Source organism: Myxococcota bacterium (assembly GCA_035498015.1).
Taxonomy (GTDB): domain Bacteria; phylum Myxococcota_A; class UBA9160; order SZUA-336; family SZUA-336; genus VGRW01.
On record DATKAO010000233.1, the window covers coordinates 14,023 to 37,613 of the forward strand.

26 protein-coding genes are annotated in these 23,591 nt (G+C 71.7%); 9 read left to right on the forward strand and 17 right to left on the reverse strand.

Features of this window, described 5'->3' with window-relative positions:
- Nucleotides 1-18 precede the first annotated feature (18 nt).
- Genes nadA through VMR86_20725 form a run of 3 tightly spaced genes read left to right on the forward strand, consistent with a single transcriptional unit; the run spans nucleotide 19 to nucleotide 2,542 of the window.
- Nucleotides 19-1,314: a quinolinate synthase NadA gene (gene nadA / locus VMR86_20715; protein ID HTO09485.1), complete on the forward strand. Its 1,296-nt coding sequence runs from the start codon at nucleotides 19-21 to the stop codon at nucleotides 1,312-1,314.
- Nucleotides 1,314-1,877, forward strand: a complete 564-nt coding sequence (locus tag VMR86_20720; GenBank protein ID HTO09486.1) for a pyridoxamine 5'-phosphate oxidase family protein — start codon at nucleotides 1,314-1,316, stop codon at nucleotides 1,875-1,877. The genes nadA and VMR86_20720 overlap by 1 nt, the downstream gene beginning before the upstream one ends.
- A complete protein-coding gene (locus tag VMR86_20725; protein ID HTO09487.1) occupies nucleotides 1,874-2,542 on the forward strand; it encodes an HAD family hydrolase in 669 nt (222 codons plus the stop codon). The genes VMR86_20720 and VMR86_20725 overlap by 4 nt, the downstream gene beginning before the upstream one ends.
- On the opposite strand, the gene VMR86_20730 is transcribed toward VMR86_20725, so the two are convergent.
- Both VMR86_20730 and VMR86_20735 read right to left on the reverse strand, forming a co-directional pair.
- Nucleotides 2,486-2,980 carry a hypothetical protein gene (locus VMR86_20730; protein HTO09488.1) on the reverse strand — a complete coding sequence of 165 codons (495 nt, stop codon included), beginning with the start codon at nucleotides 2,978-2,980 and terminating at the stop codon, nucleotides 2,486-2,488. The two genes, VMR86_20725 and VMR86_20730, sit on opposite strands and share 57 nt — an antisense overlap.
- A complete protein-coding gene (locus tag VMR86_20735) occupies nucleotides 2,977-3,825 on the reverse strand; it encodes a PfkB family carbohydrate kinase (protein ID HTO09489.1) in 849 nt (282 codons plus the stop codon). The genes VMR86_20730 and VMR86_20735 overlap by 4 nt, the downstream gene beginning before the upstream one ends.
- Before the next feature lie 71 nt (nucleotides 3,826-3,896).
- Here VMR86_20735 and VMR86_20740 point away from each other — a divergent pair, with 71 nt between their 5' ends.
- Together VMR86_20740 and VMR86_20745 are read left to right on the forward strand one after the other, a co-directional pair.
- The gene (locus VMR86_20740; protein ID HTO09490.1) at nucleotides 3,897-4,409 is read left to right on the forward strand and encodes a bifunctional nuclease family protein; all 513 of its coding nucleotides are present in this window, start codon (nucleotides 3,897-3,899) and stop codon (nucleotides 4,407-4,409) included.
- Between the two features lie 191 nt (nucleotides 4,410-4,600).
- Complete coding sequence (locus VMR86_20745; GenBank protein HTO09491.1) at nucleotides 4,601-4,846, forward strand: hypothetical protein; 246 nt, start codon at nucleotides 4,601-4,603, stop codon at nucleotides 4,844-4,846.
- A gap of 40 nt (nucleotides 4,847-4,886) precedes the next feature.
- On the opposite strand, the gene VMR86_20750 is transcribed toward VMR86_20745, so the two are convergent.
- Entirely contained in the window at nucleotides 4,887-6,218 is a 1,332-nt protein-coding gene (locus tag VMR86_20750; protein ID HTO09492.1) for a hypothetical protein, read from the reverse strand.
- A gap of 130 nt (nucleotides 6,219-6,348) precedes the next feature.
- Here VMR86_20750 and greA point away from each other — a divergent pair, with 130 nt between their 5' ends.
- From greA to VMR86_20770, 4 genes are read left to right on the forward strand one after another with little or no spacing between them, the layout of a single operon-like run.
- On the forward strand, nucleotides 6,349-6,828 hold the full coding sequence (gene greA / locus VMR86_20755; protein ID HTO09493.1) for a transcription elongation factor GreA: 480 nt from the start codon (nucleotides 6,349-6,351) through the stop codon (nucleotides 6,826-6,828).
- A complete protein-coding gene (gene trxB / locus VMR86_20760) occupies nucleotides 6,825-7,760 on the forward strand; it encodes a thioredoxin-disulfide reductase (GenBank protein HTO09494.1) in 936 nt (311 codons plus the stop codon). Before greA ends, trxB begins: the two co-directional genes overlap by 4 nt.
- A gap of 4 nt (nucleotides 7,761-7,764) precedes the next feature.
- The gene (locus tag VMR86_20765) at nucleotides 7,765-10,062 is read left to right on the forward strand and encodes a beta-galactosidase (protein HTO09495.1); all 2,298 of its coding nucleotides are present in this window, start codon (nucleotides 7,765-7,767) and stop codon (nucleotides 10,060-10,062) included.
- 33 nt (nucleotides 10,063-10,095) lie between these two features.
- Entirely contained in the window at nucleotides 10,096-11,160 is a 1,065-nt protein-coding gene (locus VMR86_20770) for a response regulator (protein ID HTO09496.1), read from the forward strand.
- On the opposite strand, the gene VMR86_20775 is transcribed toward VMR86_20770, so the two are convergent.
- Genes VMR86_20775 through VMR86_20840 form a run of 14 tightly spaced genes read right to left on the reverse strand, consistent with a single transcriptional unit; the run spans nucleotide 11,126 to nucleotide 23,590 of the window.
- Entirely contained in the window at nucleotides 11,126-11,320 is a 195-nt protein-coding gene (locus VMR86_20775; protein HTO09497.1) for a hypothetical protein, read from the reverse strand. The two genes, VMR86_20770 and VMR86_20775, sit on opposite strands and share 35 nt — an antisense overlap.
- Nucleotides 11,321-11,329: 9 nt before the next feature.
- On the reverse strand, nucleotides 11,330-11,962 hold the full coding sequence (locus VMR86_20780) for a phosphoribosyltransferase family protein (protein HTO09498.1): 633 nt from the start codon (nucleotides 11,960-11,962) through the stop codon (nucleotides 11,330-11,332).
- Between the two features lie 5 nt (nucleotides 11,963-11,967).
- The gene (gpmI, locus tag VMR86_20785; protein ID HTO09499.1) at nucleotides 11,968-13,506 is read right to left on the reverse strand and encodes a 2,3-bisphosphoglycerate-independent phosphoglycerate mutase; all 1,539 of its coding nucleotides are present in this window, start codon (nucleotides 13,504-13,506) and stop codon (nucleotides 11,968-11,970) included.
- A 2-nt stretch (nucleotides 13,507-13,508) separates the two neighbouring features.
- Entirely contained in the window at nucleotides 13,509-13,844 is a 336-nt protein-coding gene (rsfS, locus tag VMR86_20790; protein HTO09500.1) for a ribosome silencing factor, read from the reverse strand.
- An 11-nt stretch (nucleotides 13,845-13,855) separates the two neighbouring features.
- A complete protein-coding gene (gene nadD, locus VMR86_20795) occupies nucleotides 13,856-14,506 on the reverse strand; it encodes a nicotinate-nucleotide adenylyltransferase (GenBank protein ID HTO09501.1) in 651 nt (216 codons plus the stop codon).
- Nucleotides 14,503-15,759: a glutamate-5-semialdehyde dehydrogenase gene (locus tag VMR86_20800; GenBank protein ID HTO09502.1), complete on the reverse strand. Its 1,257-nt coding sequence runs from the start codon at nucleotides 15,757-15,759 to the stop codon at nucleotides 14,503-14,505. The genes nadD and VMR86_20800 overlap by 4 nt, the downstream gene beginning before the upstream one ends.
- 42 nt (nucleotides 15,760-15,801) lie before the next feature.
- Nucleotides 15,802-16,281 carry a hypothetical protein gene (locus VMR86_20805; protein ID HTO09503.1) on the reverse strand — a complete coding sequence of 160 codons (480 nt, stop codon included), beginning with the start codon at nucleotides 16,279-16,281 and terminating at the stop codon, nucleotides 15,802-15,804.
- Nucleotides 16,282-16,295: 14 nt separating this feature from the next.
- Nucleotides 16,296-18,572: a hypothetical protein gene (locus VMR86_20810; GenBank protein ID HTO09504.1), complete on the reverse strand. Its 2,277-nt coding sequence runs from the start codon at nucleotides 18,570-18,572 to the stop codon at nucleotides 16,296-16,298.
- Nucleotides 18,572-19,690 (reverse strand): glutamate 5-kinase, encoded by a 1,119-nt coding sequence (gene proB / locus VMR86_20815; protein ID HTO09505.1) that lies wholly within the window; start codon nucleotides 19,688-19,690, stop codon nucleotides 18,572-18,574. The genes VMR86_20810 and proB overlap by 1 nt, the downstream gene beginning before the upstream one ends.
- Nucleotides 19,687-20,709 carry a GTPase ObgE gene (gene obgE, locus VMR86_20820; protein HTO09506.1) on the reverse strand — a complete coding sequence of 341 codons (1,023 nt, stop codon included), beginning with the start codon at nucleotides 20,707-20,709 and terminating at the stop codon, nucleotides 19,687-19,689. Before obgE ends, proB begins: the two co-directional genes overlap by 4 nt.
- A 31-nt stretch (nucleotides 20,710-20,740) precedes the next feature.
- Nucleotides 20,741-20,998: a 50S ribosomal protein L27 gene (gene rpmA / locus VMR86_20825; protein HTO09507.1), complete on the reverse strand. Its 258-nt coding sequence runs from the start codon at nucleotides 20,996-20,998 to the stop codon at nucleotides 20,741-20,743.
- A gap of 9 nt (nucleotides 20,999-21,007) precedes the next feature.
- Nucleotides 21,008-21,316 (reverse strand): 50S ribosomal protein L21, encoded by a 309-nt coding sequence (rplU, locus tag VMR86_20830; protein HTO09508.1) that lies wholly within the window; start codon nucleotides 21,314-21,316, stop codon nucleotides 21,008-21,010.
- Nucleotides 21,317-21,330: 14 nt separating this feature from the next.
- Nucleotides 21,331-22,461: a nitronate monooxygenase gene (locus tag VMR86_20835; protein HTO09509.1), complete on the reverse strand. Its 1,131-nt coding sequence runs from the start codon at nucleotides 22,459-22,461 to the stop codon at nucleotides 21,331-21,333.
- A 7-nt stretch (nucleotides 22,462-22,468) separates the two neighbouring features.
- Nucleotides 22,469-23,590 carry an NAD(P)/FAD-dependent oxidoreductase gene (locus tag VMR86_20840; GenBank protein ID HTO09510.1) on the reverse strand — a complete coding sequence of 374 codons (1,122 nt, stop codon included), beginning with the start codon at nucleotides 23,588-23,590 and terminating at the stop codon, nucleotides 22,469-22,471.
- Between the last annotated feature and the right edge of the window lies 1 nt (nucleotide 23,591).

A 23,591-nucleotide genomic window follows, 5' to 3' on the forward strand; every position in this document is an offset into this window, starting at 1 on the left:
GGGTGCTAGGTTCCCGCCATGTCGTCCCCCCGCGGCATCGTGCTCGAGCCGGACATCCCGATCTGCCAGACCGATCTCCCGCTCGACTGGTACCAGCCCGAGTTCAAGCCCTACGCCGAGGAGTATCTCGCGCTGCCGGACCGGCTGCCCGGCACCGTGCTGCCCTGGATGGACCGCTACATCCTGCCGGCGCAGAAGCAGCTCGGCCCCGAGCTCGTGCTGCTCGCGCACTACTACATGGGCGGCGAGGTGGTGAAGCTCGTGGAGCGCTACGGTGGACTGATCGCCGACTCCTACCAGCTCGCGCGCGAGGCGGTGCTGCACCCCGACAAGCGCATCTTCGTCGAGTCGGCGGTGCACTTCATGGCCGAGGCGATCGCGCTGCTCGCCTCGCGCGAGCAACAGGTCTGGATCACGAACCCGAAGTCCGGCTGCACCATGGAGATGATGGCCAAGGAGTTCATGATCGCGCCCGCGTTCGCGAAGCTCGAGCGGCGCTGGGGCGACTCACTCCTGGTCATCGCCTACATGAACACGTCGGGGCGCGTGAAGGCGCTCGCGGGGCGCACGGGCGGGGCGGTCTGCACCAGCTCGAACGCGGGCGCGATCATGCGCTGGGCGCTCGCGCAGAAGAAGAAGATCTTCTTCGTGCCCGACCAGCACCTGGGCCGGAACGTCGCTGCCGAGATCGGGCTTCCGCCCGAGAAGATCCAGCTCATCCCGGGCGGGCACGAGGGCGGTGACTTGTCGGAGGCCGAGCTGCGCAAGCTCGACTCGGCCGAGCTCGTGCTCTGGGGCTCGTTCTGTGGCGTGCACACCATCTTCAAGCCGAGTCACGTGGCGTACTGGAAGGCGCGTGGCTACCGCGTGGCCGTGCACCCGGAGTCCCCGCGCGAGGTGGTGGCGGCGGCCGACGCGCACGGCTCGACGAGTCAGCTCTGGAAGCTCGTGCTCGACGCCCCGCGCGCTACGCGCTTTGCGATCGGCACCGAGGGTCACTTCGTGAGAAACCTGCGCGAGCAGGCGGCGCCGCGTGGGATCGAGGTCGTCCACCTGGCCGACGTGCCGGGCGACGCCGCGGCCGGCTGCGGCTGCGCCACCATGTCGCGCAACGACCCGCCGCACCTGGTGGCCCTGCTCGACCTGCTCGCCAAGGGCAAGGCGCCCGACCTGAACCGCGTGCTGCCGGGCGACGTGGTCGACGAGGTGACCGGCGCGCGCGAGAGACTCGACGCGGGCGGCCAGTCACGCGTGGCGGCCGAAGCGCGGCGCGCGCTCGAGAAGATGATCGAGATCACGGAGGCCGCGCGCTGATGGCGGACGCGTACGAGACCATCACCGACGACATGCGCCGCTTCATCGCAGCGCAGCACGTGTTCTTCGTGGCGACCGCGCCCTCGGGCTCGGAGGGGCGGGTGAATCTCTCGCCCAAGGGCCTCGACACGCTGCGCGTGCTCGACCTGCGCACCGTGGCGTATCTCGACTTCGTGGGCAGCGGCGTCGAGACCATCGCCCACCTGCGCGACAACGGGCGCATCGTGGTGATGTTCTGCGCGTTCGCGGGGCCACCGAAGATCGTGCGCCTGCACGGCCGCGCCGAGCCCGTCGAGCCCGGCGACCCGCGCTTCGAGTCACTCTGCGCCCTCTTCCCCGCCCAGTCCGGGGTGCGCTCGGTGATCCGGGTCGAGGTCGAGCGCACCAGTGAGTCGTGCGGCTACGGCGTGCCGCTCTACGAATACCAGGGCGAGCGCACGGCGCTGGGCGCCTGGGCCGCCAAGAAGGGCGCCGAAGGGCTCGAGCAGTACCAGCGCACGCGCAACGCCGAGAGCATCGACGGGCTGCCCGGCCTGCGCTGGGTGCGCGACGGCGAGCGGTGACGCGCGCCGTCCTGTTCGATCTCGACGGCACGCTCACCGACCCCAAGGCGGGCATCACCCGCTCGATCCAGCACGCGCTGCGCAAGCGCGGCCGGCCGGTGCCGCACGCCGACGCGCTGGAGGCGTTCATCGGCCCGCCGCTCGAGCACTCCTTCCGGACTCACTTCGCCATGAGCGAAGCCGACGCGCGCCAGGCGGTCGAGGACTACCGCGAGTATTTCGCGGAGCGCGGCCTGTACGAGAACGCGCTCTACCCGGCGATCCCGGAGCTCCTGGCCGAGCTGCGCGCCGCGGGCCTGCGGCTCGCGCTCGCGACCTCGAAGCCCACGGTGTTCGCCGAGCGCATCCTGACTCACTTCGGCCTGGCCAGCCACTTCGAGTGCGTGGTGGGCAGCTTCCTCGACGGCCGGCGGGTCGAGAAGTCGGAGGTCATCGCCGACGCGCTGGCGGCGCTCCCGGACGTGGCGCGCGCGCGGGCGCTGCACGTCGGCGATCGGCGCCACGACGTCGCCGGCGCGCGCGCCAACGGCATCGGCGCGATCGCGGTCGGCTGGGGCTACGGCACGCGCGCGGAGCTGGTCGAGGCCGGCCCGCAGGCGCTGGTCGAGTCAGTGCCCGCCCTGCGTCGCCTGCTGCTTGTCGATCTCCTCGAGCTTGCGGTCTAGCTCCTTCAGCTTCTCGTCGCGCGACTGCTCCTGGTCGATCTTCTGGAGCTTCTGGTCCAGCTCCTTGAGCCGCGCCTCGCGCGACTTCTTGACCTCTTCTGGCGCGGGCGTGATCGCCACCAGGCTCGGCGGCAGGTCGCCCTTCGTGGTCGGGAACCAGTTGCCGTCCCAGGCGAACGCGAGATACCAGCGGTTCAGCGCATAGCGGAACCAGTGCCCGTCCTTCGCGCAGTAGTAGAGGTTCGGGTCGAGCTCGGGCGCGCGCTTGCAGCCCTCGACCTCGCACTCCACCAGCGCGGGCGCGTGGTCGGCCTTGAACTTGTCGGGCACGGGGATGCGCTCTTCGGGGTGTGTGGGCGTGCTGCTCGAGCCCATGCTCACGATGCAGCCCGCGCAAAGTGACAGCGCGAGCGCCAGCGCGAGCCCGAGGCGACTCACCGCCCGACTCCGTCGAGCGCGAAGTCCGGCGGCACGTATCCGTGCTCGATCTGCGCCGAGCTCGCGCGCGCGGCGACCCGGCCCGCGGCGCGCGGGCTGCGCCCTGCGGCGCGCGCGAACAGGTACGCCGCCAGGAACACGTCGCCGGCGCCGGTCGGGAAGCGGCGCGGCGCCGGTACCGCGGCGATCTCGTCGACCCCGTCGTGGGTCACGAGCAGCGCGCCGCGCGCCCCGCGCGTGACCAGCAGCTCGGGCAGCGCGTACTCGCGCTGGAACGCGCGCAGCGTCATGCCCTCGAGCAGCACCGCGATCTCCTCCTCTGCGGCCTTCGCCACGGACACGTGCGCGAGATAGTCCTTGAGCTCCGCGTTGGGGGCCAGGCGCGTGCCGGCCGGCGAGCGCTCGCGCGCCAGGCCCTGCAGGTCGATGCCGACGTGGCCGCGCAAGACCGAGAGTGTCTCCGGCAGGATGTCGCGCCGGTGCAGCGGTCCCAGGTGGATCGCGTCGGCGGCGCGCCAGTCCGGCGGCAAGTCAGCGGGCGCGATCGGGTCCGAGGTCGCGAGCAGCTCGTGCAGGTCCTCGCTCCCGCTGTAGTCGTTGGCGTAGGTCGTGGTCTCGCGGCTGGGCAGCGCGCGCGTCTCGACCCGGGCGGCGCGCAGGGCGCCGAGCAGCTCGGGCGCGTCCTGGGGGCGGCAGCGCGTCACGATGCGCGCATTCGCGCCCAGGGCGGCGAAGGCCAGACCCGCGTAGTGGACCACCCCGCCGGCCGACGAAGCGCCGCCCGGCTCGACGTCGCGGGTGATCGCGCCGAGGACCAGCGCCGAGAGGCCGAGCGATTCGCCCATCCCCGGAGATTACCGTTCCCCGCATGGTAGATTCGAGCCTTGCGGGGGGAGCCATGCGAAGGGACCTCACCGTGCCGATCCGACGCGCTCTCGCGACTGCCCTTCTGACCTGCCTGCTCGCGGGCTCCTGGGCCTGCCGCCACGACCCCGAGGACGAGCACCTGGCCAGCGTCCAGGTCGCCGGCGTGCACGTGGATCCCGAGACCTCGAGCCCGGTGGTCGAGCTGGTCGAAAAAGGCGAGCGCGGGCGCAGCCTGGGCATCTGGGTCGGTGAGTCCGAGGCCGAGTCGATCGCGCGCGCGATCGAGCACCAGCCGAGCCCGCGCCCCAACTCGCACGACCTGCTCATGAGCGTGCTCGAGCAGATCCACGGCCACGTGAAGCGCACGGTCGTGACCGAGCTGCACGAAGGCACCTACTACGCGGTGATCGAGCTCGAGCTGCGCGGCCGCAGCCTGCGCGTCGACGCGCGGCCCAGCGACGCCATCGCCGTGGCGCTGCGCGCCGGAGCGCCGGTCATGGTGCGCGACACGCTGTTCCGAGCGGCCGACATTCCCGACGACGAGCACCGGCTCGAAATTTGACCTGCGCACGCAAGCGCAGAGCGAATGCCCAGAGAGTCCGCCGCTCTAGCGGGTGACTTGCTGCGAAGCCGCGTGCGCAACCGCGAGTCTTTGCGTTGACTCGAGACTCGCGGCGCTGGCAAGATCGGCTGCGTTCGTCGGCGAGGGGTGCGCCCTCGAGCCATGCAGCGTCGGAAAACGAGGGGTCGTCCATGACCGGGCGTGAGATCGCGATCGAGTTCACCGAGATGTTCGATGACTTCGACGTGAAAGAAATCAACACCATGCTCGCGAAGAACGTGAGCATGGACATGCTCGAATTCTTCGCGTCCTACGCGGATCGCTTCGCGGACGACTGCGAGAAGAAGGGGCTCGACATGGAAGACATGCGACGCCGCTTCCCGAACCTGTTGATCATCGGCTACATCATCCGCGTGCTGGAAGAGCGGCTGACCTGAGCCGTTCGCCGCGAGTCACTCGGGTGACTCGCGCGCGCGCTCAGTCGTGGAAGCCGAGCACGCGCTCGTCGCCGGGCTGGGTGTGCCACTCCTGCAGGTCCTGCAGGTACGCGCCGCGCCACACGCCGGGCCGGTCGAGCATCGCGCCCGAGAACGGGTTCTGCATGTCGAGCACGACCACGTAGGGCGAGACGCCCGAGGCCTTGGCGAACGCCACCAGCGCCTGGTGCACGGTCTCGCCCGGCTCGACGCGGATCTTGCCCTTGGCCAGGCCGTCTACGATCTCGCCGCCCATCAGCACCTCGCCGTTGGGCGACTTCTGATGCGTGTTGATGAAGCGTGCCAGCTCCGGCAGCGAGCCCTCGAACTCGCCCGCGAGGAGGGGCGCGCTCAGGAAATCACGGCCACGCAGGAAGTACAGGAAGTGACTCGTGCGCAGCACCCACACGCCGTCCTCTTCCACGTAGTGGAAGTGCCACTCGGTGGGACCGAACCCCGAGTTGCCCAGCGCCGAGAGCGTCTTCTCGACCGGAAACTGCGGGTCTTTGTTGATCACGAAGTTCAGCGCGCCGCGCGTGTCCTGCAGCACCGAGCGGTCGTAGACCACGAAGGGCAGGCTCATGCGCTGCGCCGCGTCGGCCAGCGCGGAGACGGCCGAGAGCACGTTGTGCGCGAGCGGCACGCGCGAGCTGGTCTTGCGCGCCGGGCGCGGCTCGATCGTGGTGCCCATGATCGCGGGCTTGCCGGCCGCGTCGCGCGTCCAATCGGCGGAGCGTCGGATCTGCCAGCCCGCTTTCGCGGCGCGCGAGTACAGGACCAGCGTGTCCTTCACCGAGGCGCCCTTGGGAATCTCGAACTCGGTCGGCGGCCCGGCGAAGCCACCGGCGATCTGTTGCAGATTGATGAAGGCGGTCGGGTGCTCGACCATGATGAAGCGGATGAGCTCCGCCAGCTCACCGTGGAACTTGCCGCCGTTCATGAACGGCTGGTCGAGCGCGGTCTTGTCCTTCGTGAGCTCGTTGCTGCGCACGTACACGACGCCGTCCTCGAGCGAGTAGCTGTACAGACCGAACGCGTCGCGCAACCGGCGCAGGGTCTCGTCGAGCGTGCCCGCCGGCAGGTCCATGTCGACCCGGATCAGCGAGAGGTCGGGGGTCTTGTCCTTGGGCACCGCCAGGTCGAGGCACAGCACCCAGCCCGACTCGCCCACGATGCGCTCGAGCGCGAACTCGAGATCCACCCCGGCGAAGCGGAAGGCGGGCACGTTCGGGATCGGCGCCGCCTGCTTCTTGCCGCCGCAGCCGGCCGCCCCGAGCGCGCACAAGAGCGCCACCGCCAGCCCGGCTCGAAGTCCAAAAACGCGCGTCGGCACAGTGGAATCTCCTCGACGAGGTGCCGCAGTCTAGCAGCGCCAGGCGGAGCGCGGAAACGCGCGCTGCGCGTTGACAGCCGATTTCGGGCACCTCTACCTTGGCGAAGGGCTCGTCAGCGGAGGACGCGCGCTGAGTCAGAAAGTTCACATGACCCGAGCGGGTCACGAGCAGCTCTCCGAGGAGCTGCGCCGCCTGAAGGCGGTGGAGAGACCCGCCATCTCCCAGGCGATCGGCCGCGCGCGCGAGCACGGCGACATCTCCGAGAACGCGGAGTACGAGGCCGCCAAGGAGAAGCAGGGCATGATCGAGGCGCGCATCCGCCAGATCGAGGACCGCCTGGCGCGCGCGGAGATCGTCGACACGGGGGGCTCGGCGCCCGACGTGGTCCGCTTCGGCACGACGGTCGTGCTCGAGGACCTCGACACCGGCGACGAGGTCACCTACCGGATCGTGGGCGAGGACGAGGCCGACGTCTCGCGCGGGCTGCTGTCGGTCACCAGCCCCGTCGCGCGCGCGCTGATCGGCAAGCGGGTCGAAGACCAGGTGCAGGTGGTCGTGCCCAAGGGCCGCCGCGAGTACGAAGTGCGCAACATCCGCTTCGACGCATGAAGCCCGTCACGCGCGTTCGACTGGCGATCATCGGCAGCGGCCCGGCGGGCTACACCGCCGCGATCTATGCCGCGCGCGCGGAGCTCGAGCCGGTGGTGATCGCGGGCGCCGCTTTCGGCGGGCAGCTCATGATCACGACCGAGGTCGAGAACTACCCGGGCTTCCCCGAGGGAGTGTCCGGCCCCGAGCTGGTCGAGCTGTTCCAGAAGCAGGCCGAGCGCTTCGGCGCCAAGGTGCTGTTCGAGGACGCCACGGCGATCGACTTCGGCAAGCGCCCGTTCGCGCTCGAGACCGAGTCACAGAGCTACCAGGCCGACGCGGTGGTGGTGGCGACCGGCGCGCGCGCGAAGTGGATCGGCCTGCCGTCGGAGGAGAAGTACGTGAACCGCGGCGTGTCGGCCTGCGCGACCTGCGACGGCGCGCTCTATCGCGGCAAGCCGATCGCGGTGGTGGGCGGCGGCGACACGGCCATGGAGGAGGCGCTCTTCCTGACCCGCTTCGCGACCGAGGTGATCGTGATCCACCGCCGCGACTCACTGCGCGCGAGCAAGATCATGGCCGACCGCGCGCAGCGCAACGACAAGATCCGCTTCGTGTGGCACTCCGAGGTCGCCGAGGTGCTGGGCGACGAGAAGGCGCTCACGGCGGTGCGGCTGCGCGACGTGCGCGACGGCAAGACCAGCACGCTCCAGGTCGGCGCGCTGTTCGTCGCGATCGGTCACAAGCCCAACACCGACCTCTTCCGAGGCGTGCTCGACCTGAACCCGCAGGGCTATCTCGTGACCCGGCCCGGCAGCACGCGCACCAACGTGGAGGGCGTGTTCGCCTGCGGCGACGCGATGGACCCCGTCTATCGCCAGGCGGTCACCGCCGCGGGCACCGGCTGCATGGCGGCCCTCGACGCGGAGCGCTGGCTGGCGGCGAACGAGTAGCTGGTTGCGCGTCGCCCTCGACCGCCACAGCGTGAGCGTCGACGGGCGGCGCGTGATCGTGCGCGCAGGCTCGCTGCACTACTTCCGCCTGCCCGCGCGGGCGCTGTGGCGCGACCGGATCGCGCAGTTCAGGGACGCCGGGCTGAACGCGGTCGACGTGTACTACCCGTGGAGCTACCACGAGGAGCGGCCCGGCGAGCTCGATTTCGCGGGCCTGCGCGACGTGGACCACCTGCACGACCTGATCGAGCGCGCTGGTCTGTATCTCATCGCGCGGCCCGGCCCGTACGTGTGCGCCGAGATCGACTTCGGCGGCCTGCCGGCGTGGCTGCTCCGGGACCGGACGCTCGTGCCGCGCTGCCGCACGCGGGAGGGCTTCGTCTACTCGCGCGCCTACGTCGAGCAGGCGCGCGGCTGGTTCCGCGCGATCGTGCCGCGCATCGCGGGCCGCGCGAACCTGCTCCTGTTCCAGATCGAGAACGAGTTCTGCGTGCCCTCGCCCGTGGGCGCGCTCTCGTCGCCGCTCGCCGACCTCGCCATCCGCCTGTTCGGCGCGCGCACGCTCACGCGCGTCGCGGGCGCGCGCTGGGTGCGGCGGCTGTTCTTCGAGTCGGGGCGCTCCGACGGCGGGCAGCACAACGCGTACATGCGCGAGCTCCACCACGAGGCGCGCGCGCTCGGCGTGACCGTGCCGATCTTCCACAACGACGTGCATCCACGGCGCGGCCGGCAGCTCGACGTCGACCTGGTCGCGCTCGACCGCTACCCGATCACGAGCTTCGAGCGCGACTGGCGCGACGACCCGCACACCTTCGACGCATTCGCGGGCGACGAGGCCGCGCTCGACTCACTCGGCCGCCGCAACGAGCCCGTCTTCTACCCCGAGCTCCAGGCCGGCTGGTACGACGGCTGGGGCAGCGCGGGCTACGCCCGGGTGCGCGAGCGGCTCGGCCCCGACGGCATCGACGGCGCCACCAAGGCCGCGCTCGCGGCGCGCGCGACCCTCTGGAACTACTACGTGTTCGCGGGCGGAGTCACTTGGGGCTATCTCGCGAGCCCCGACGTGTACTCGAGCTACGACTACGGTGCGCCGATCGGCGAGTCGGGCGCCACCGACGCGCGCTACGAGGCCGTGCGCCGCTTGAACGACTTCATCGCCACGCACGAGGCGGACCTCGCCCGGACCGATCTCGACCCGAGTCACCCGCCATCCCAGCAGCACGTCGCGACGCGGATCGGAGAGCGCCGGCGCTACGTGTTCCTGCGCAATCCGACGAAGGCGCCGGCGAGTGTCTCCGCGCCCGAGCCCGAGCGCAGCGAGCTCGCGCCCTGGGAGACGCAGATCCGCGTCTACGACCTGCGCACGAACGCGCTCGTGGCGGTGAGCCCCGAGCTGCCGCCGGCGAAGCCGCGGCCCCTGCCGATCCCGCCCATGCTGCCGCGGCTCGAGTCGTGGCAGTTCTGCGACGCGAGCCCGCAGCTCGCGCCCGGCTACGACGACGCGTCCTGGACCGCGCTCCCGCAGCGCGCGGTCGAGACGGGCGAGATCGACCTCGACTCACTCGGCCTGCACTGGGGCTTCGCCTGGTACCGCGGCCGCTTCTTCGGCGCCCTCGACCGGCTCCTGCTCGACGCGCGCCACTGCTTTGCGGTGTGGATCAACGGCCGGCGCGTGGCGTCGGGCGACCAGCTCAAGAACTCGCTGGGCGTGGGCGCCGACGGCGCGCGCGTGCGGCGCATTCCGCTCGGCGGCGCGCCGGTCGACCCGGCGGGCGAGAACGTGATCGTGGTGCTGGTCGAGAGCCTGGGTCACAACAAGGCGTTCGCCGACGACGGCGCGAACCCGCGCGGCATCGTCTCGGTCGACACGGGCGCCACGCGCGTGCGCTGGCGTGCCCGCGGGGGCCTGGTGCGCGGCGAGCGCGGACTCACTCCAGTGGTCGACTTCGCCGGCGTGGAGCGCGCGCACGGCGAAGAGGTCGTGCTGCCGCACGGCTGGGCGGGCGCGCCCGAAGGCGTGGCGCTGTACGAGACGCGCTTCCGGCTCGAGGGCATCGACCCCAAGCACACCGCGCTCGCGCTCGCCTTCGACCCGGGCCGCGGCAAGGCGAACCTCTATCTGAACGGCTTCCTGCTCGGCCGCTACTGGCCCGAGCGCGGCCCGCAGCGCCGCTTCTCTCTGCCGTGGGGCGTGCTCTCGCCCGACGACGAGAACCAGCTCGCGATCGCGCTCTGGAAGCGCAGCGAACGCGCAGCTCTGGGGAAGCTCCGTCTGGAGGTGGATGGAACCCCTCGTACCTGACGCGCTGCGTCGGACGGAGGTAGACTCCGCGCCATGCCGTTGGACAAGGAGATGCTCGAGCGACTGATCGAGGCGTCTCCCGACATCGTCGTGGCCACCGACGAAGACGGAACCGTCCAGTACTACAACGACGGCGCGCGCGAGAACCTGGGCTACTCGCGGCTCGAGATCATCGGGCGCTACGTGGCCACGCTCTATCCGTCGCTCGACGAGGCGCGCCGGGTCATGACGGCCATGCGCGGGCCCGAGCACGGGGGCCCCGGCCGGGTCGTGAACTTCCCGACCACGTTCGTGGCCAAGGACGGCCACGAGCTCGATGTCGCGATCTCGGGCGTCATCCTCTACGACGAGCACGAGAAGGAAGTCGGCACGATCGGCTTCGCCAAGGACATCTCGGAGCTGAAGCGGCGCGACCAGCTCGCGGTGCTGGGCGAGGTGGCGATCGGCCTCTCGCACGAGATCAACAACCCGCTCACGGTGATCGAGAGTCAGATCTCGCTGCTCGAGCGGCCCTTCGGCGAGCGCGGCGAGACGGCGCAGCTCGAGCGCACCGCGAAGATCCGCGCCGAGATCCGCCGCATCGAGTCACACCTGCAGCGCCTGCACGACATGGCGGAGCAGGGCGGCTACTCGAGCAAGCAGTATCTCGGGCGCGCCCGCATGATCGACCTGTCGGCGCAGCCGCCGCGCAAGCTCTCGCTCGAGGGCCGGCGCATCCTCGTGGTCGACGACGACGGGGCGGTGCGCGAGTCGATCGCGGAGATCCTGCGCGCCGAGGGCGCAGCGGTGGCCGAGGTCGGCAACGGGCGCGAGGCGATCGAGCGCATGCGGCGCGAGCCCTTCGACCTGGTGCTGTCGGACGTGGTGATGCCGGAGATGGACGGCTACGAGCTGTTCCAGGCCGCGCGCCGCGAGGCCCCGGGCACGCCGGTCGTGCTGATGACGGCCTTCTATTACGACCAGGACCACGTGATCAAGCGCAGCCGCCTCGAGGGGCTGGAAGGCGTGATCTTCAAGAAGCCCGTGAACCCGGAGCGCCTGGTGAAGACGCTCGCGGAGCTGGTCACGCGGGTTCGGCCAGCTCCTTCTTCACGTTGAAGAGCTTGCCGTCCGAGGTCTTGGCCAGGTAGGCGGTGTCCCACTCCTGGAGCACCGCCAGCTCGTCGCCCGCCGAGAGCTCGATCTCCTCGACGTCCTCGCCGAGGTTGGCCTGGTGCTTGAGCGACAGCGCTTGCTTGAGCTTGATGGAGTCCGCCATAGGGGCCGTTCATAGCACAGCGGCCGGCGTTCCGGCGACCGCGGCCAGGTGGATGCGGCGGGCGCCGCTCTCGCGCCGCAGGGTGCGTGCGGCCTCGGCCAGCGTGGCGCCGGTCGTGGCCACGTCGTCGAGCAAGAGCACGCGCAGGCCCGCGAGCGCCCCCGGCCGCGCCGCGAAGCTCCCCGCCACGTTGCGCCGCCGCGCGGGCTGCGAGAGACCCGTCTGCGGCGCCGTGAGTCGCGCGCGCCACAGCGCGCCGTCGCACACGCGCGAGCCCAGGTCGCGCGCCAGCCGCACGGCCAGCGCGTGGACCGGGTCGCAGCCTTCGGCGCGCACGCGCGCCGCGTGGCGCGGGAGCGGCACGATCGCGTCGAAGCCGAGCCCGCGCACGCGTGCCGCCAGCCACGCGCCCAGCACGAGGCCCGCGTCACGGCGGTGCTCGAACTTCATGCGGCGGACGAGCTCGAGCCCCGTGCCCTCGTAGGCGATCGCCGTGTGCACGGCGCGCAGCCGCGGCAACGCGCGCACGCCGCGCGCGCAGAAGCCGCACAAGACGGTCTCACCGTGTGCGCGCGGCGCGTCGCACGACGGGCAGACGCTCGGCACGAGCAGCTCGTGGAGCGCGCGCAGCAGGCCGCGCAAGCGAGTCAGTCGGCGCCGACGAGCAGACTGTGGCCCGTCATCTCGCGCGGCACGGGTAGGCCCATGAGCGTGCAGAGACTCGGGGCGAGGTCGGAGAGTCCGCCGTCGCGCAGGCGCTTGCCCGCGGGGTCGGGGGTGACCCAGTACAGCGGCACGGGATTGGTGGTGTGTGCGGTGTGCGGCTCGCCGGTCTTGGGGTCGATCAGCTGCTCGATGTTGCCGTGGTCGGCGGTGATCAGGAGCGCCCCCCGGCGCGCCAGCACCTCGCGGCACAGGCGCGCGAGACACGCGTCGACCACTTCGACCGCCTTCACGCCGGCGGGAATCACTCCGGTGTGGCCGACCATGTCGGGGTTCGCGTAGTTCACCAGCACGAACGCATAGGGCCGCTTGGCCAGCGCCTCGAGCAGGGCGTCGGTCACGGCCACCGCGCTCATCTCGGGCTTCAGGTCGTAGGTCGGCACGTCGCGCGGCGAGGGGATCAGGATCCGGTCCTCGTGGGCGAGCGGCTCCTCGCGCCCGCCGTTGAAGAAGTAGGTCACGTGCGCGTACTTCTCGGTCTCGGCGATGCGCAGCTGCGCCGCGCCCGTCTCCGCGACCAGCTCCCCGAAGCCGTGCCGCACGTCGACCGGGCCGAACAGCACCGGCAAGCCGAAGGTCTCGTCGTATGCGGTGAGCGTCGCGAAGGCCCCCGGCCGTACACGCGGTAGTGTCGCGACCTCGGCGCCGAGCTGGTCGGGCTGCACGCGCGTCAGCGCGTTGGTGAGCTCGCGCGCGCGGTCGGCGCGGAAGTTGAAGAACAGCACCGCATCGCCGTCGCGCAGCGCGGGTCCGCCCGCCACGACGGTGGGCTGGATGAACTCGTCGCCCTCGTTGCGCGCGAGCGCGCGCTCCACTGCGGCCACGGCGCTGGGCGCATCGAGGCCTTCGCGCGAGACGATCGCGCGGTAGGCTCGCGCCACGCGGTCCCAGCGCTTGTCGCGGTCCATGGCGAAGTAGCGGCCGATCACGGTCGCGATGCAGCCGCCCTGTGCCTTCACGCGCGCCTCGAGCGGCGCGACGAAGCTCCGGGCGCAGCGCGGCGCAGTGTCTCGCCCGTCGGTGAAGGCATGCACGATCGGGCGGATCCCGCGCTCGTCGCACAGGCGCAGGATCCCGTACAGGTGGTCGAGCGAGCTGTGCACGCCGCCGTCGGAGACCAGGCCCAGCAAGTGCAGCGCGCCACCGGCGCGCTGGGCGGCGGCGAGCAGCTCCTGCATCGCGGGGTTCGCGGCCAGCTCGCCCGCGTCGATCGACTTCTTGATGCGCACGATGTCCATGTCGATCACGCGGCCGGCGCCGAGCGTGGTGTGTCCGACCTCGGAGTTGCCCATCTGCCCGTCGGGCAGGCCGACCGCCGCGCCCGAGGTCTCGACCCGGGCGTGCGGGTAGCGCGCGGCGAGCTCCGCGAAGAACGGCGCGCGGGCGAGCCGGGTGGCGTCACCCGGCCCGCCGTCGCCGATCCCGTACCCGTCGAGCACGACGAGCACCACCGGACCAGTCACTTTCACGAAGCGGCCACCACGGCGAGCTCCTCGGCGTCGCCCCAGAGTCTCTCGAGACCGAAATACTCGCGCGCGTCCTCGCTGAAGACGTGGACGACGATCTCGCCCAGGTCGACCAGCACCCAGCGCCCGACGGACTTGCCCTCGACGCCGAGCGCCTTCGCGCCCCCGCGCGTCGCGGCGTCGACCGCGGCGTCGGCGAGCGCGCGCACGTGCCGATCCGACCCGCCCGTGGCGAGTACGAAGTAGTCCGCAAAGCTGCAGACTCCGTGCAGATCGAGCACGCGCACCTCCTCACCTTTCTTGTCGTGGATCGCGGTCGCCAGGGCCAGGGCCATTTCCTTCGCCGTCAATCGACCTCACTTTCTCCGTGGTCGTACAGGTGGTGTTTCGCGATGTACTCACGCACCTCGTCGCTGACGAGGTAGCGGATCGACTCCCCGCGCGCGGCGCGCCGCCGGATCTCGCTGGCCGAGATCTCGAGCGGCGTGAACGGCACGGCCCGGAGCTCGGTTCCGGCCGGGTGCACCAGGCCGCGCGGTCCGTCGCGGAACGGCGCGGCCAGTGCGCGGGGGAGGAGCTCGCGCAGCGGCGCAGCATAGCCCGGGCGCGTCGCCACGGCGAAGTTGGCCAGCGTGAACAGCCGAGCCGGCTCGCGCCAGGAGGCGAGCTCGGGCAGCGTGTCGGCGCCCACCAGGAACCACAGCTCGGCCGCGGAGTGTTTGGCGCGCAGCGCCTGCAGCGTCTCGACGGTGTAGCTCGGACCCTTGCGGCGCACCTCGAGGTCGTCGACCTCGAGCCGCGGGTTCGAGGCGGTCGCGCGCCGCGCCATCTCGAGCCGGTGCACGGCGGGCGCCACGCCCTGGTGCTTCAGCGCGGGCTCGCCGGCCGGGACCAGCAGCACGCGTTCGAGCTCGAGTGACTCGCGCAGCTCTTCGCACAGCCGCAGGTGTGCGAGGTGGATCGGATTGAACGTGCCGCCGAGTACGCCCAGCTTCACTCGAGAATCGTTCCCTCTCCGAACGCGATGAACTTCTGGGTCGTGAGACCCTCGAGGCCCATCGGCCCGTACCAGTGCATCTTGGTGGTCGAGACTCCGACCTCGGCGCCCAGCCCGAGCTGGAAGCCGTCGGAGAAGCGCGTGCTCGCGTTGGCGAACACCGAGCTCGAGTTCACGCGGCGGATGAACTCGCGCGCGCGACCCACGTCCTGGGTCACGATCGTGTCGGTGTGGTTCGAGCCGTAGCGGCGGATGTGGTCGATCGCCTGGTCGAGTGAGTCGACCGTGCGCACCGACATGGTCTTGCCCAGCCACTCGGTCGACCAGTCCTCCTCGCGCGCGGGCAGCGCGCCCTTGAAGTGCGCGCGCGTGCGCTCACAGGCGCGCAGCTCGACGCCGTGCGCGGCCAGCGCGCCCAGCACGTCGGGCAGCACGGTTTCGGCCAGCGCCGCGTGCACGAGCAGGGTCTCGGCCGCATTGCACACCGACACGCGCTGCAGCTTCGAGTTCAGCGCGATGTCGCTCGCCATCTTGGGCTCGGCGAACTCGTCGAGGTAGACGTGGCACACGCCTTTGTAGTGTTTGATCACGGGAATGCGTGACTGCTCCGAGACGCGACGGATCAGCGCCTCGCCGCCGCGCGGGATCACGAGGTCGATCGCGTCGTCGCGCTGCAGCAGCGCGTCGACCAGCGCGCGCTCGGTGTCGGGCACGAGCAGGAGCGCGTCTTCGGGCACGCCCGCCCGCGCGATCGCGCTGCGCACCACGGCGGCGATCGCGCGATTGGAGTGGATCGCTTCCGATCCGCCGCGCAGGATCGCGCCGTTGCCGCTCTTGAGACACAGGCCCGCGACGTCGGCGGTCACGTTGGGCCGCGACTCGTAGATCACCAGGATCACGCCCAGCGGAATGCGCATTCGCCCGACCTGCAGGCCGCTCGGCCGGTTCCACATGCGCGTGATCTCGCCCACCGGATCGGGCAGCGCGGCCACCTCGCGCAGGCCCGCGGCCATGGCGGAGACGCGCTCGGGGCTCAGCGTGAGCCGCTCGAGCAGGGGCGCCGCCAGGCCCTTCTGCCGCCCGGCGTCGAGGTCCTTCTGGTTCTGGGCCAGGATCTCGGCGCAGGCGCTCTCCAGGGCGTCGGCCGCGGCGTGCAGGGCGGCGTCCTTCACGTCGGTGCGCAGCTCGCCCAGCCGCTCGGAAGCGGCCCGCGCGCGGCGCACCAGCTCGGCGACCAGCTCGGCCTGGCTCATCGGCTACCTATCTTAGCGGCATTCCTTCGCTTCGAGCGAAGCTCAGGGGTCCCAGAGCCCCTGCGGGCCCGTGCGCCGGCATTGCGCCCGCGCCTCGTGCTCCTTGGGGTCGGTGCTGCAGTAGAACCAGCGCTGCTCCACCAGGCTGTTGCTGGCGTCCGAGGTATACTCGCAGTAGATCGTCTCGCCCGGGCGCGCCTCGACGCGACGGGTGAAGCCCTCGGAGCCGCCGAGGATGACCTTCCACAGCGACTCGAACTTGGCGGTGAGCTTGAAGCTGCGCAGCAGCTGGCGCGGAGTGACCAGCACCGACACGTAGGTCGCGCCGTTCAGGTCGGCGAGCATCGTGCCGTCGACCCCGATGCGCAGGTCGATCGCGATCCAGTGCCACTCGGGCCGGTAGATGACGATCCGCGCCTTGTCGGGTGGCACGGGCTCGTCCGCGAACTTCGGGCCCTCGAACCAGGTCCCGAGGCCGCAGCCGCAGCACAAGAGGCCGAGCAGCAGAGTGAGACCGCGCATTCCCGGCGCGGAAGTTACTGCGCGAGCCAGCGACGCGCCGCCGCGGCCAGTGAGTACGCGCCCGCCGCGATCGCGAAGGCCGCGCTGCTGCCGCCGTAGACCATCACGATCATGAGCAGACACGAGCCCACGACCGCGGCGGCGCCGTTCGCGGCCCACGCCCAGGCCACGAGCTCGGGCCGGTCCGGGTCGAGCAGGCGGATCCCGCCGGCCAGCGGCATGCCCAGCGGGACGCCCAGCGCGACCACGCTCGCCGCGGTGAGCGCCATGCGCGCGGCCGCGGGCAGCTGGATCAGCGCGTGGACCGCGGGCAAGAGGCCGAGCGCGCAGCCGAGCGCCAGGCCGATCACGGCGAACACGGCCACGGCGCCGGCGCGAAGCGGCGCGCGGCCCATCCAGGTGCTGCCGATGCCGGCCCCGGCGAGCAGGCCCGCGAGCACGACCGAGAGCGCGTACGTGGGGTGACCCAGGAACAAGGTCATGATCTGGATCGCCGGCAGCTCGAAGCCCATGAAGCCCACGCCCAGCGCTGCGAAATACACCAGCGCGGGCGCGAGCGCGCGGTCGCCGCGCACGTCGCCGCGGCGCAGCCAGAGCGGCGTGCCGAGCAGTGCGAGCGTGAGCACGGCCGCCAGCGCGAGACACAGGAGCAGGAGCTGCGAGCTCTGCGCGTACACCGCTCTCGACACCGAGGGCTGCAGCGACCACGCGGACCAGGGCAGGGCGAACTGGAAGAAGAACGGGTTCGAGTCACTCGAGGGAGTCACGATGTACGGGTAAGAGGCCAGAAACGCGCGCCGATCGGCGCTGCGCGCGTACTCCGAGAACGGCGTGTCCAGCGCCGAGCCCGGCCGGTACAGGTAGGCCCAGCCCTGCCGCGCCACGTAGGCGTCGAGCCGCGCCAGGCGCTCGCCCTCGATCGGCTGGTTCGAGAACAATAGGAAGCCCCACACGTGCAGGTCCGAGCTGCGGAAGTTCGGCTCGGGAGACAGCACCACGACCTGTGACTCGGGATGCGCGGCCCCGGAGCGCTGCAGCGCATCGAGCACGGTGGTGAACAGGCGCAGGGTCTCGCGCGGCGGCCAGAACAGCCAGCGGCGGATCGACACCACGCCGCCCGGGCGCAGCTTGCCCAGCAGGTCGCGCATGGCCTCGCTCGTGTAGAGGAAGTTCTCCGACAGGCTGTAGGCGCCCTGCGCCGAGGCAGTCCAGGTGTCGATCGCGTGCATGACCACGAGGTCGAAGTCGCGGTCGCTCGAGCGCAGCAGGTGGCGCGCCTCGCCGAGCTCGACGGTGACTCGCGGGTCGAGGAAGATGCGGCGGTTGGCGTCGCGGTCGTCGACCTGGTCCCAGCGCAGGATCGTGGGGTTGATGTCGATCGCGAGCACCGACGCGGCGTCCATCTGCAGCGCCAGGCGCAGCTGCGGGCCGGCGCCGACGCCCAGCACCGCCACGTCGGGCGAGCGCTTCACCAGCGTGTACTCGGGCACCGGGAAGGTCAGCAGGTCCTCGCGCACGTCGGTCGAGGCGTCGCCGTCGATCACGTAGCGCCCCGCGTGCACGGCGTCGGTGCGCGCGAGGTGGTTCCACTCGAAGCGCGCGATGCGGCTGGCGCTCTCGGGCAGCCTCACGTAGGGGTCGAACACGGCCGGGAACAGCATGCCGGCGCCGAGCAGAACCGCGCCGACCCCGGCGGCGCCGAACACGCCGCCACTCACTCGCGCGCGCGGCCAGCCGGCGGCCAGCGCGGCGGCGCCCAGCGCGGCCAGGCCGGCGGCGAGAAAGGCGCGGATCGGCCCGGCCGCCATCATCACGCTCACCGACGCCGCGCAGCCCAACGCGGCCCCCGCCAGGTCGGCGGCGTAGAGCCGGCCGAAGTCACTGCGGCGCTGCGTGAACACGAGCGTGAGCGCCATGCCGCCGCAGAAGTTCAGCGCCACCAGGGCCAGCGCGAGCGCCGTCAGATACCCGTAGGCCCCCGACCCGTCGACCTTGCCGAACGAGAGGTTGGGGGCCGGGCCGAGCCAGGCGTAGGCGGCGAGAAACACCAGCGGCAGCGCCGCGAGCGCGATCAGCCAGCGCACAAGGTCGTCGCTCCGCCAGTCAGTGCGCCGCGACGCGTACAGCCACGCGCCGGCCGCGGCCAGGCCGAGCTGCGCCAGCGACACCACGAAGAACACGAAGTGGTAGAAGAAGCGGTACGCGATCAGCCGCGTGGCAGTCACCTGGGCGTCGAGCAGGGCCAGACTGACCAGAAACACGATCGCGGCGCAGCGGGCGACGCTCGGCATCAGAAGACGATCAGGTTGTCGCGGTGGATCACCTCGTCGCCGTTCGAGTAGCCCAGCACGGCCTCGATCTGCGCGGTCTTCTGGCCGCGGATTCGCCCGATCTCGCGCGCGTCGTACGAGACCAGGCCGCGCGCGACCTCGTCGCCGTTGGGCGCGAGACACGCGACCAGGTCGCCCACGCCGAAGCGCCCCGACACTTCGGTGACTCCCGCGGGCAGGAGGCTCGCGCGCCGTTCGCGCAGCGCGCGCACCGCGCCGGCGTCGAGCCGCAGCGCGCCGCGCGGCCGCAGGGTGAAGGCGATCCAGTGCTTGCGCGACGAGAGCTGGTCCTGGGCCGGCCGCACGAGCGTGCCCACGTCGTCGCCCGCGAGGACGCGCCGCAGCACGTCGCGCTTGCGCCCGTCGGCGATCACCGTGGGCACGCCGAAGCGCGCCGCCGAACGGGCCGCGAGCAGCTTCGAGCGCATGCCGCCGGTCGCCAGCGCCGAGCCCTCGCCGCCCGCCAGCGCGAGCACGCGCGGAGTGACTTCGTCGACCACGGCCACGCGCGTGGCGCGGCCCGCGCGCGGGTCGCCGTCGCGCAGACCGTCGATGTCGGTCAAGAGCAACAGCAGGTCCGCGCCGCAGGTGTTCACGACCTGCGCGGCCAGCTGGTCGTTGTCGCCGAAGCGCAGCTCCTCGGTCGCGACCGAATCGTTCTCGTTGATCAGCGGCACCACGCCGTCGGCCAGGAGCTGCGCCAGCGTGCTGCGCGCGTGCAGGAAGCGCTCGCGGTCCACGAAGCCCGCGTGATCGAGCAGGATCTGCCCGACCAGGAGCTTCTCGCGCGCGAACGCGCGCTCGAAGCGCCGGCACAGGTCGATCTGACCCACCGCCGCGGCGGCCTGCTTGCCCGGGATCGAGCTCGGGCGCTTGGCGAGACCGAGCCGGCGCGTGCCGAGCCCCACGGCGCCCGACGAGACCACCACGATCTCGTGCCCGCGCCGCATCTCCGCGGCCACCTGGCGGGCCACCGACGAAAAACGGCGCGTCTGCACGCCCCCGGCCTGCGGCGCGAGCAGCGACGTGCCGAGCTTCACCACCACGCGCCGCGCGCGAGACAGGTCGGCGCGAGTCACTTCTTGCCCACCTCGCGCCCCAGCAGCTGCAGCAGTGACTCGATGCCCTCGCCGGTGGCGGCCGAGATCCAGCGCACGTCGATGCCGCGGCGCGTCAGCGGCTCGGCCAAGAGCGCGCGCTCCGCCGCATCGGGCACGAGGTCGGCCTTGGCGAGACACACGATCTCGGTGCGCTTGGCCAGCTCCTCGGAGTAGGCCGCGAGCTCGGCGCGCAGCGCGAGGTAGTCGCCCTCGGGGCTGCGCTCCGCGTCGCCGCCCGCGAGCGATGGCTCGGGGTCGAGCAGATGCACGAGCAGCCGCGTGCGCTCCACGTGGCGCAGGAAGCGGTGACCCAGCCCGGCGCCGCGGTGCGCGCCCGGAATCAGACCGGGGATGTCCGCGATCACGAAGCGCGCGCCACTCACTTCCACCATGCCCAGGTGCGGCTGCAGGGTGGTGAACGGGTAGCTCGCGACCTTGGGCCGCGCGGCCGACACGCGCGAGATCAAGGTCGACTTGCCCGCGTTGGGAAAGCCGATCAGCCCCACGTCGGCCAGCACCTTGAGCTCGAGCCGCAGCCAGCGCTCCTGGCCCTCTTCGCCGGGCTCGACCGTGAGCGGCGCCTGGTTGGTCGAGGTCGCGAACATGGCGTTGCCGCGTCCCCCGCGGCCGCCCTCCTCGGCCAGCCAGCGCTGGCCGTCCTCGAGCAGCTCGGCCAGCACCTCGCGCGTGGCGTCGTCCTTCACCACGGTGCCCAGCGGCAGATGGAGCTCGACGTCGTCGCCCCACTTCCCATCCTTGCGTGCGCCCGAGCCGTGCGCCCCGCGGCCGGCGCGGAAGAACTTGCGGTGGCGCGTGTCGAGCAAGGTCGCGAGCTGGCGGTCCGCGACCAGCCAGACCGAGCCACCTTTGCCGCCGTTCCCCCCGTCGGGGCCGCCGCGCGGCACGAACTTCTCGCGCCGGAACGAGCAGCAGCCGCGACCTCCGTCGCCGCTGCGCACGAAGATCCGGCACTCGTCGATGAAGTCGGGGGCGGACATGATCCGCCGGGATTCTAACGAGCTAGGTCAGTTACGCGTTGGCGTCGACAATGGACGCGCGCTTCTGATTGCGGCTGTCGTAGTACTTCACGACGCCGTCGCGCAGCGCGAACAGCGTGAAGTCGCGGCCCATGCCGACGCCGCGGCCGGCGTGGATCACGGTGCCGACCTGGCGCACCAGCACCTGGCCCGCGCGCACGGTCTCGCCGCCGTAGACCTTGGTCCCGCGCCGCTGCGAGTTGCTGTCGCGGCCGTTGCGGGTGCTGCCCTGTCCCTTTTTGTGAGCCATGCCGTGCCTCTACGCCTCGATCGACTCGATGCGCACGCGGGTGTAGTGCTGCCGGTGGCCCTTGCTCAGGCGATAGCGCTTGCGCCGCTTGTACTTGAAGATGCGGATCTTCGGGCCCGACGCATCGCCCTCGATCTTCGCCAGCACCTTCGCGCCCGCGACCAGGGGATTCCCCACGCGGATCTCGTCGCCCCCGACGAGCAGCACCTCGGCGAGCTCGACGCTCTGGCCCGGCTCGCCCTCGATCAGATCGAGATCGACGATGTCGCCGGGCGACACCCGGACCTGCTTACCACCTGTGCGGACCACGGCGTACATAGGGGGGGCCGAGTCTAGACGAGCCTCTTCGCATCCGCCAAGGCCCGTTCCGCGCCGGCCACGATGTCCAGCAGCACCTCTCGCGCGGGCCGGACCTTGTGGATCATGCCGATGCCCTGGCCGGCGAAGCCGGGCACGATGTCGCCGCGCCGGGCGATCGAGCCCGCCAGGAGCACCGGGCCGGAGACCATGCTCTGGAACGGCATCGGCAGCGTCTCGAGGCCGCTGTCGGCGTAGGCCTGGGTCCACTTGCTGCGGATCAGCCGCGCGGGCTTCCCGGTGACCGAGCGCGACACGACGGTGTTCTCCTCGTCGCTGTCCACGATCGCCTGCTTCTGGAAGTCCTGGATGCCCGCCTCGTCGGTGGCGAGGAAGGCCGAGCCGATCCAGGCACCGACCGCGCCGAGCATCATCGCCGCGGCCACGCCGCGGCCGTCGGTGATTCCGCCGGCGCCGAGCACGGGGATCGGCGCGACCGCGTCGACCACCTGCGGAATGAGCGCCATCGTGCCGACGGGTGAGTTGTGACCGCCGGCGTCGTGACCCTGCGCCACGATCACGTCGACGTGACTCTCGGCGACCTTGCGCGCGTGTCTCACCGCGCCGACCACCGCCATCACGATCGTGCCGTTCTTGTGCAGCCGATCGAGCCAGGGTCCGGGGTCACCCAGGCCGGCCGCGTACACGGGCACGCGCTCCTGGATCACCACCTCCATCTGCGCGTCGAAGAAGTCCTTCGAGAACACCGCGCGGCCGCGGTTGCCTTCGCGCGGAGGGGCGTTCGGCGCGGCGCCGGTGTGCGGGAGAGTGAGTCCCTCCTTGGCCATGAACTCGCGCGCAAAGGCCTGGAGCTTGGGCACCTTCTCGAGCGGCGACGGGCCGGCGCCCGGCTCGAGCGTCTTCGCGCGCCGCACCGAGGCCGGCAGCAGCGTGTCGACGCCGAACGGCTTGTCGGTCAGGCTGCGTGTCTCGGCGATCCAGGCCCGCAGCTCTTCGGGCTGGCAGGCCGCGGCGCCCAGGATCCCCAGACCGCCGGCGTTGGAGACCGCGGCCGCGAGCTTCGGCGTGCTGGCGCCGCCCATGCCCGCGAGCACGATCGGGTACTCGATGCCCAGGATGTCGCACAGGGGAGTTCGAAGGCTCACATTCCGATCATATCAGCCGCGCGACCCGCGCCGCGATCGCGCCCGCCGAGGTGAGGCCGGGTGACTCGATGCCCACCAGGTTCACCAGCCCCGGCAGCCCGCGCGCCGACTCCTCGGCGATCACGAAGTCGCGGAAGTCCTCGCCGGGGCCGGCGAGCTTGGGGCGCATGCCCGCGTAGTCGGGCGCGAGCTGGGCGGCGTCGAGCTCCGGCAGGAAGCGCCTGGCCATCTCTGCGAAGGCCGCGGACTTCGCGGCATCGACGTCGTAGTGGACCCGGTCGACGTAGTGGGCGTCGGGGCCGAGCCGGAAGCGGCCGCCCAGGTCGACGGTCAGGTGCACGCCCAGGCCCGGCCCGTGCGGCACGGGATAGATCAGGCGGTCGGCGAGCTTGCCCACGGCCGGCGCGATGCTGAAGTAGTCGCCCTTGCACGGGTGCTGGCGGTAGCGCGCGGCGTCCAGGTCGATGCCCGCGAGCTCGGCGATGCGGTCGGCGGCCAGGCCCGCCGCGTTCACCACCGCCCCGGCGCGCAGCGTCTCGCGGCCGCCGCCGCGCGACTCGAGCTCGATGCGCCAGCCGCGCGCGTCGCGCTCCAGCGCGTACACCGTGCTGTGTAGCAGCACCCGCCCGCCGTGCGACTCGAGCTCCGCCTCGTAGCTGGCGGCGAGCTCCTCCGGGTCGACGATGCCGGTCACCGGAACCAGCAGCGCAGCGCGCGCCGACACGCGCGGCTCGAGCGTCCGCAGCTCGCGCGCGTCGATCAGGCGCAGGCCGGGCACGCCGTTGGCCGTGCCCCGCGCGCGCAGTGACTCGAGCGCCGGAAGCTCGTGCTCGCCGCTCGCCACCACGAGCTTGCCGGTGTTGCGGTGCGCGATGTCGCGCGCCGCGCAGCGCGCGTACAGCGCCTCGCGCCCCGCGACGCACAGCTCCGCCTTGAGCGAGCCGGTCGGGTAGTAGAGCCCGGCGTGGATGACTCCGCTGTTGCGCGACGTGGTCTCGCGCGCGATCGCGCCGTGGCGCTCGAGCACGAGCACGTCGCGGCCCGCCGCGGCCAGCGCCGCCGCGCACGCCAGGCCGACGACGCCGGCGCCGATCACCGCGACGCCCGTCTCACCGGCTGCCTCCACCATG

Coding starts and splice junctions, on each gene's coding strand:
- VMR86_20735 (HTO09489.1), bottom strand. CDS start 3,825: ATGGGCGAATCGCTCGGCCTCTCGGCGCTGGTCCTCGGCGCGATCACC.
- VMR86_20810 (HTO09504.1), bottom strand. CDS start 18,572: ATGCCGAGCGTCGCCCGCTGCGCCGCGATCGTGTTTCTGGTCAGTCTG.
- VMR86_20720 (HTO09486.1), top strand. CDS start 1,314: ATGGCGGACGCGTACGAGACCATCACCGACGACATGCGCCGCTTCATC.
- VMR86_20770 (HTO09496.1), top strand. CDS start 10,096: ATGCCGTTGGACAAGGAGATGCTCGAGCGACTGATCGAGGCGTCTCCC.
- rsfS (HTO09500.1), bottom strand. CDS start 13,844: ATGGCCCTGGCCCTGGCGACCGCGATCCACGACAAGAAAGGTGAGGAG.
- VMR86_20840 (HTO09510.1), bottom strand. CDS start 23,590: ATGGTGGAGGCAGCCGGTGAGACGGGCGTCGCGGTGATCGGCGCCGGC.
- trxB (HTO09494.1), top strand. CDS start 6,825: ATGAAGCCCGTCACGCGCGTTCGACTGGCGATCATCGGCAGCGGCCCG.
- VMR86_20775 (HTO09497.1), bottom strand. CDS start 11,320: ATGGCGGACTCCATCAAGCTCAAGCAAGCGCTGTCGCTCAAGCACCAG.
- VMR86_20800 (HTO09502.1), bottom strand. CDS start 15,759: ATGAGCCAGGCCGAGCTGGTCGCCGAGCTGGTGCGCCGCGCGCGGGCC.
- VMR86_20805 (HTO09503.1), bottom strand. CDS start 16,281: ATGCGCGGTCTCACTCTGCTGCTCGGCCTCTTGTGCTGCGGCTGCGGC.
- VMR86_20745 (HTO09491.1), top strand. CDS start 4,601: ATGACCGGGCGTGAGATCGCGATCGAGTTCACCGAGATGTTCGATGAC.
- rplU (HTO09508.1), bottom strand. CDS start 21,316: ATGTACGCCGTGGTCCGCACAGGTGGTAAGCAGGTCCGGGTGTCGCCC.
- nadA (HTO09485.1), top strand. CDS start 19: ATGTCGTCCCCCCGCGGCATCGTGCTCGAGCCGGACATCCCGATCTGC.
- rpmA (HTO09507.1), bottom strand. CDS start 20,998: ATGGCTCACAAAAAGGGACAGGGCAGCACCCGCAACGGCCGCGACAGC.
- obgE (HTO09506.1), bottom strand. CDS start 20,709: ATGTCCGCCCCCGACTTCATCGACGAGTGCCGGATCTTCGTGCGCAGC.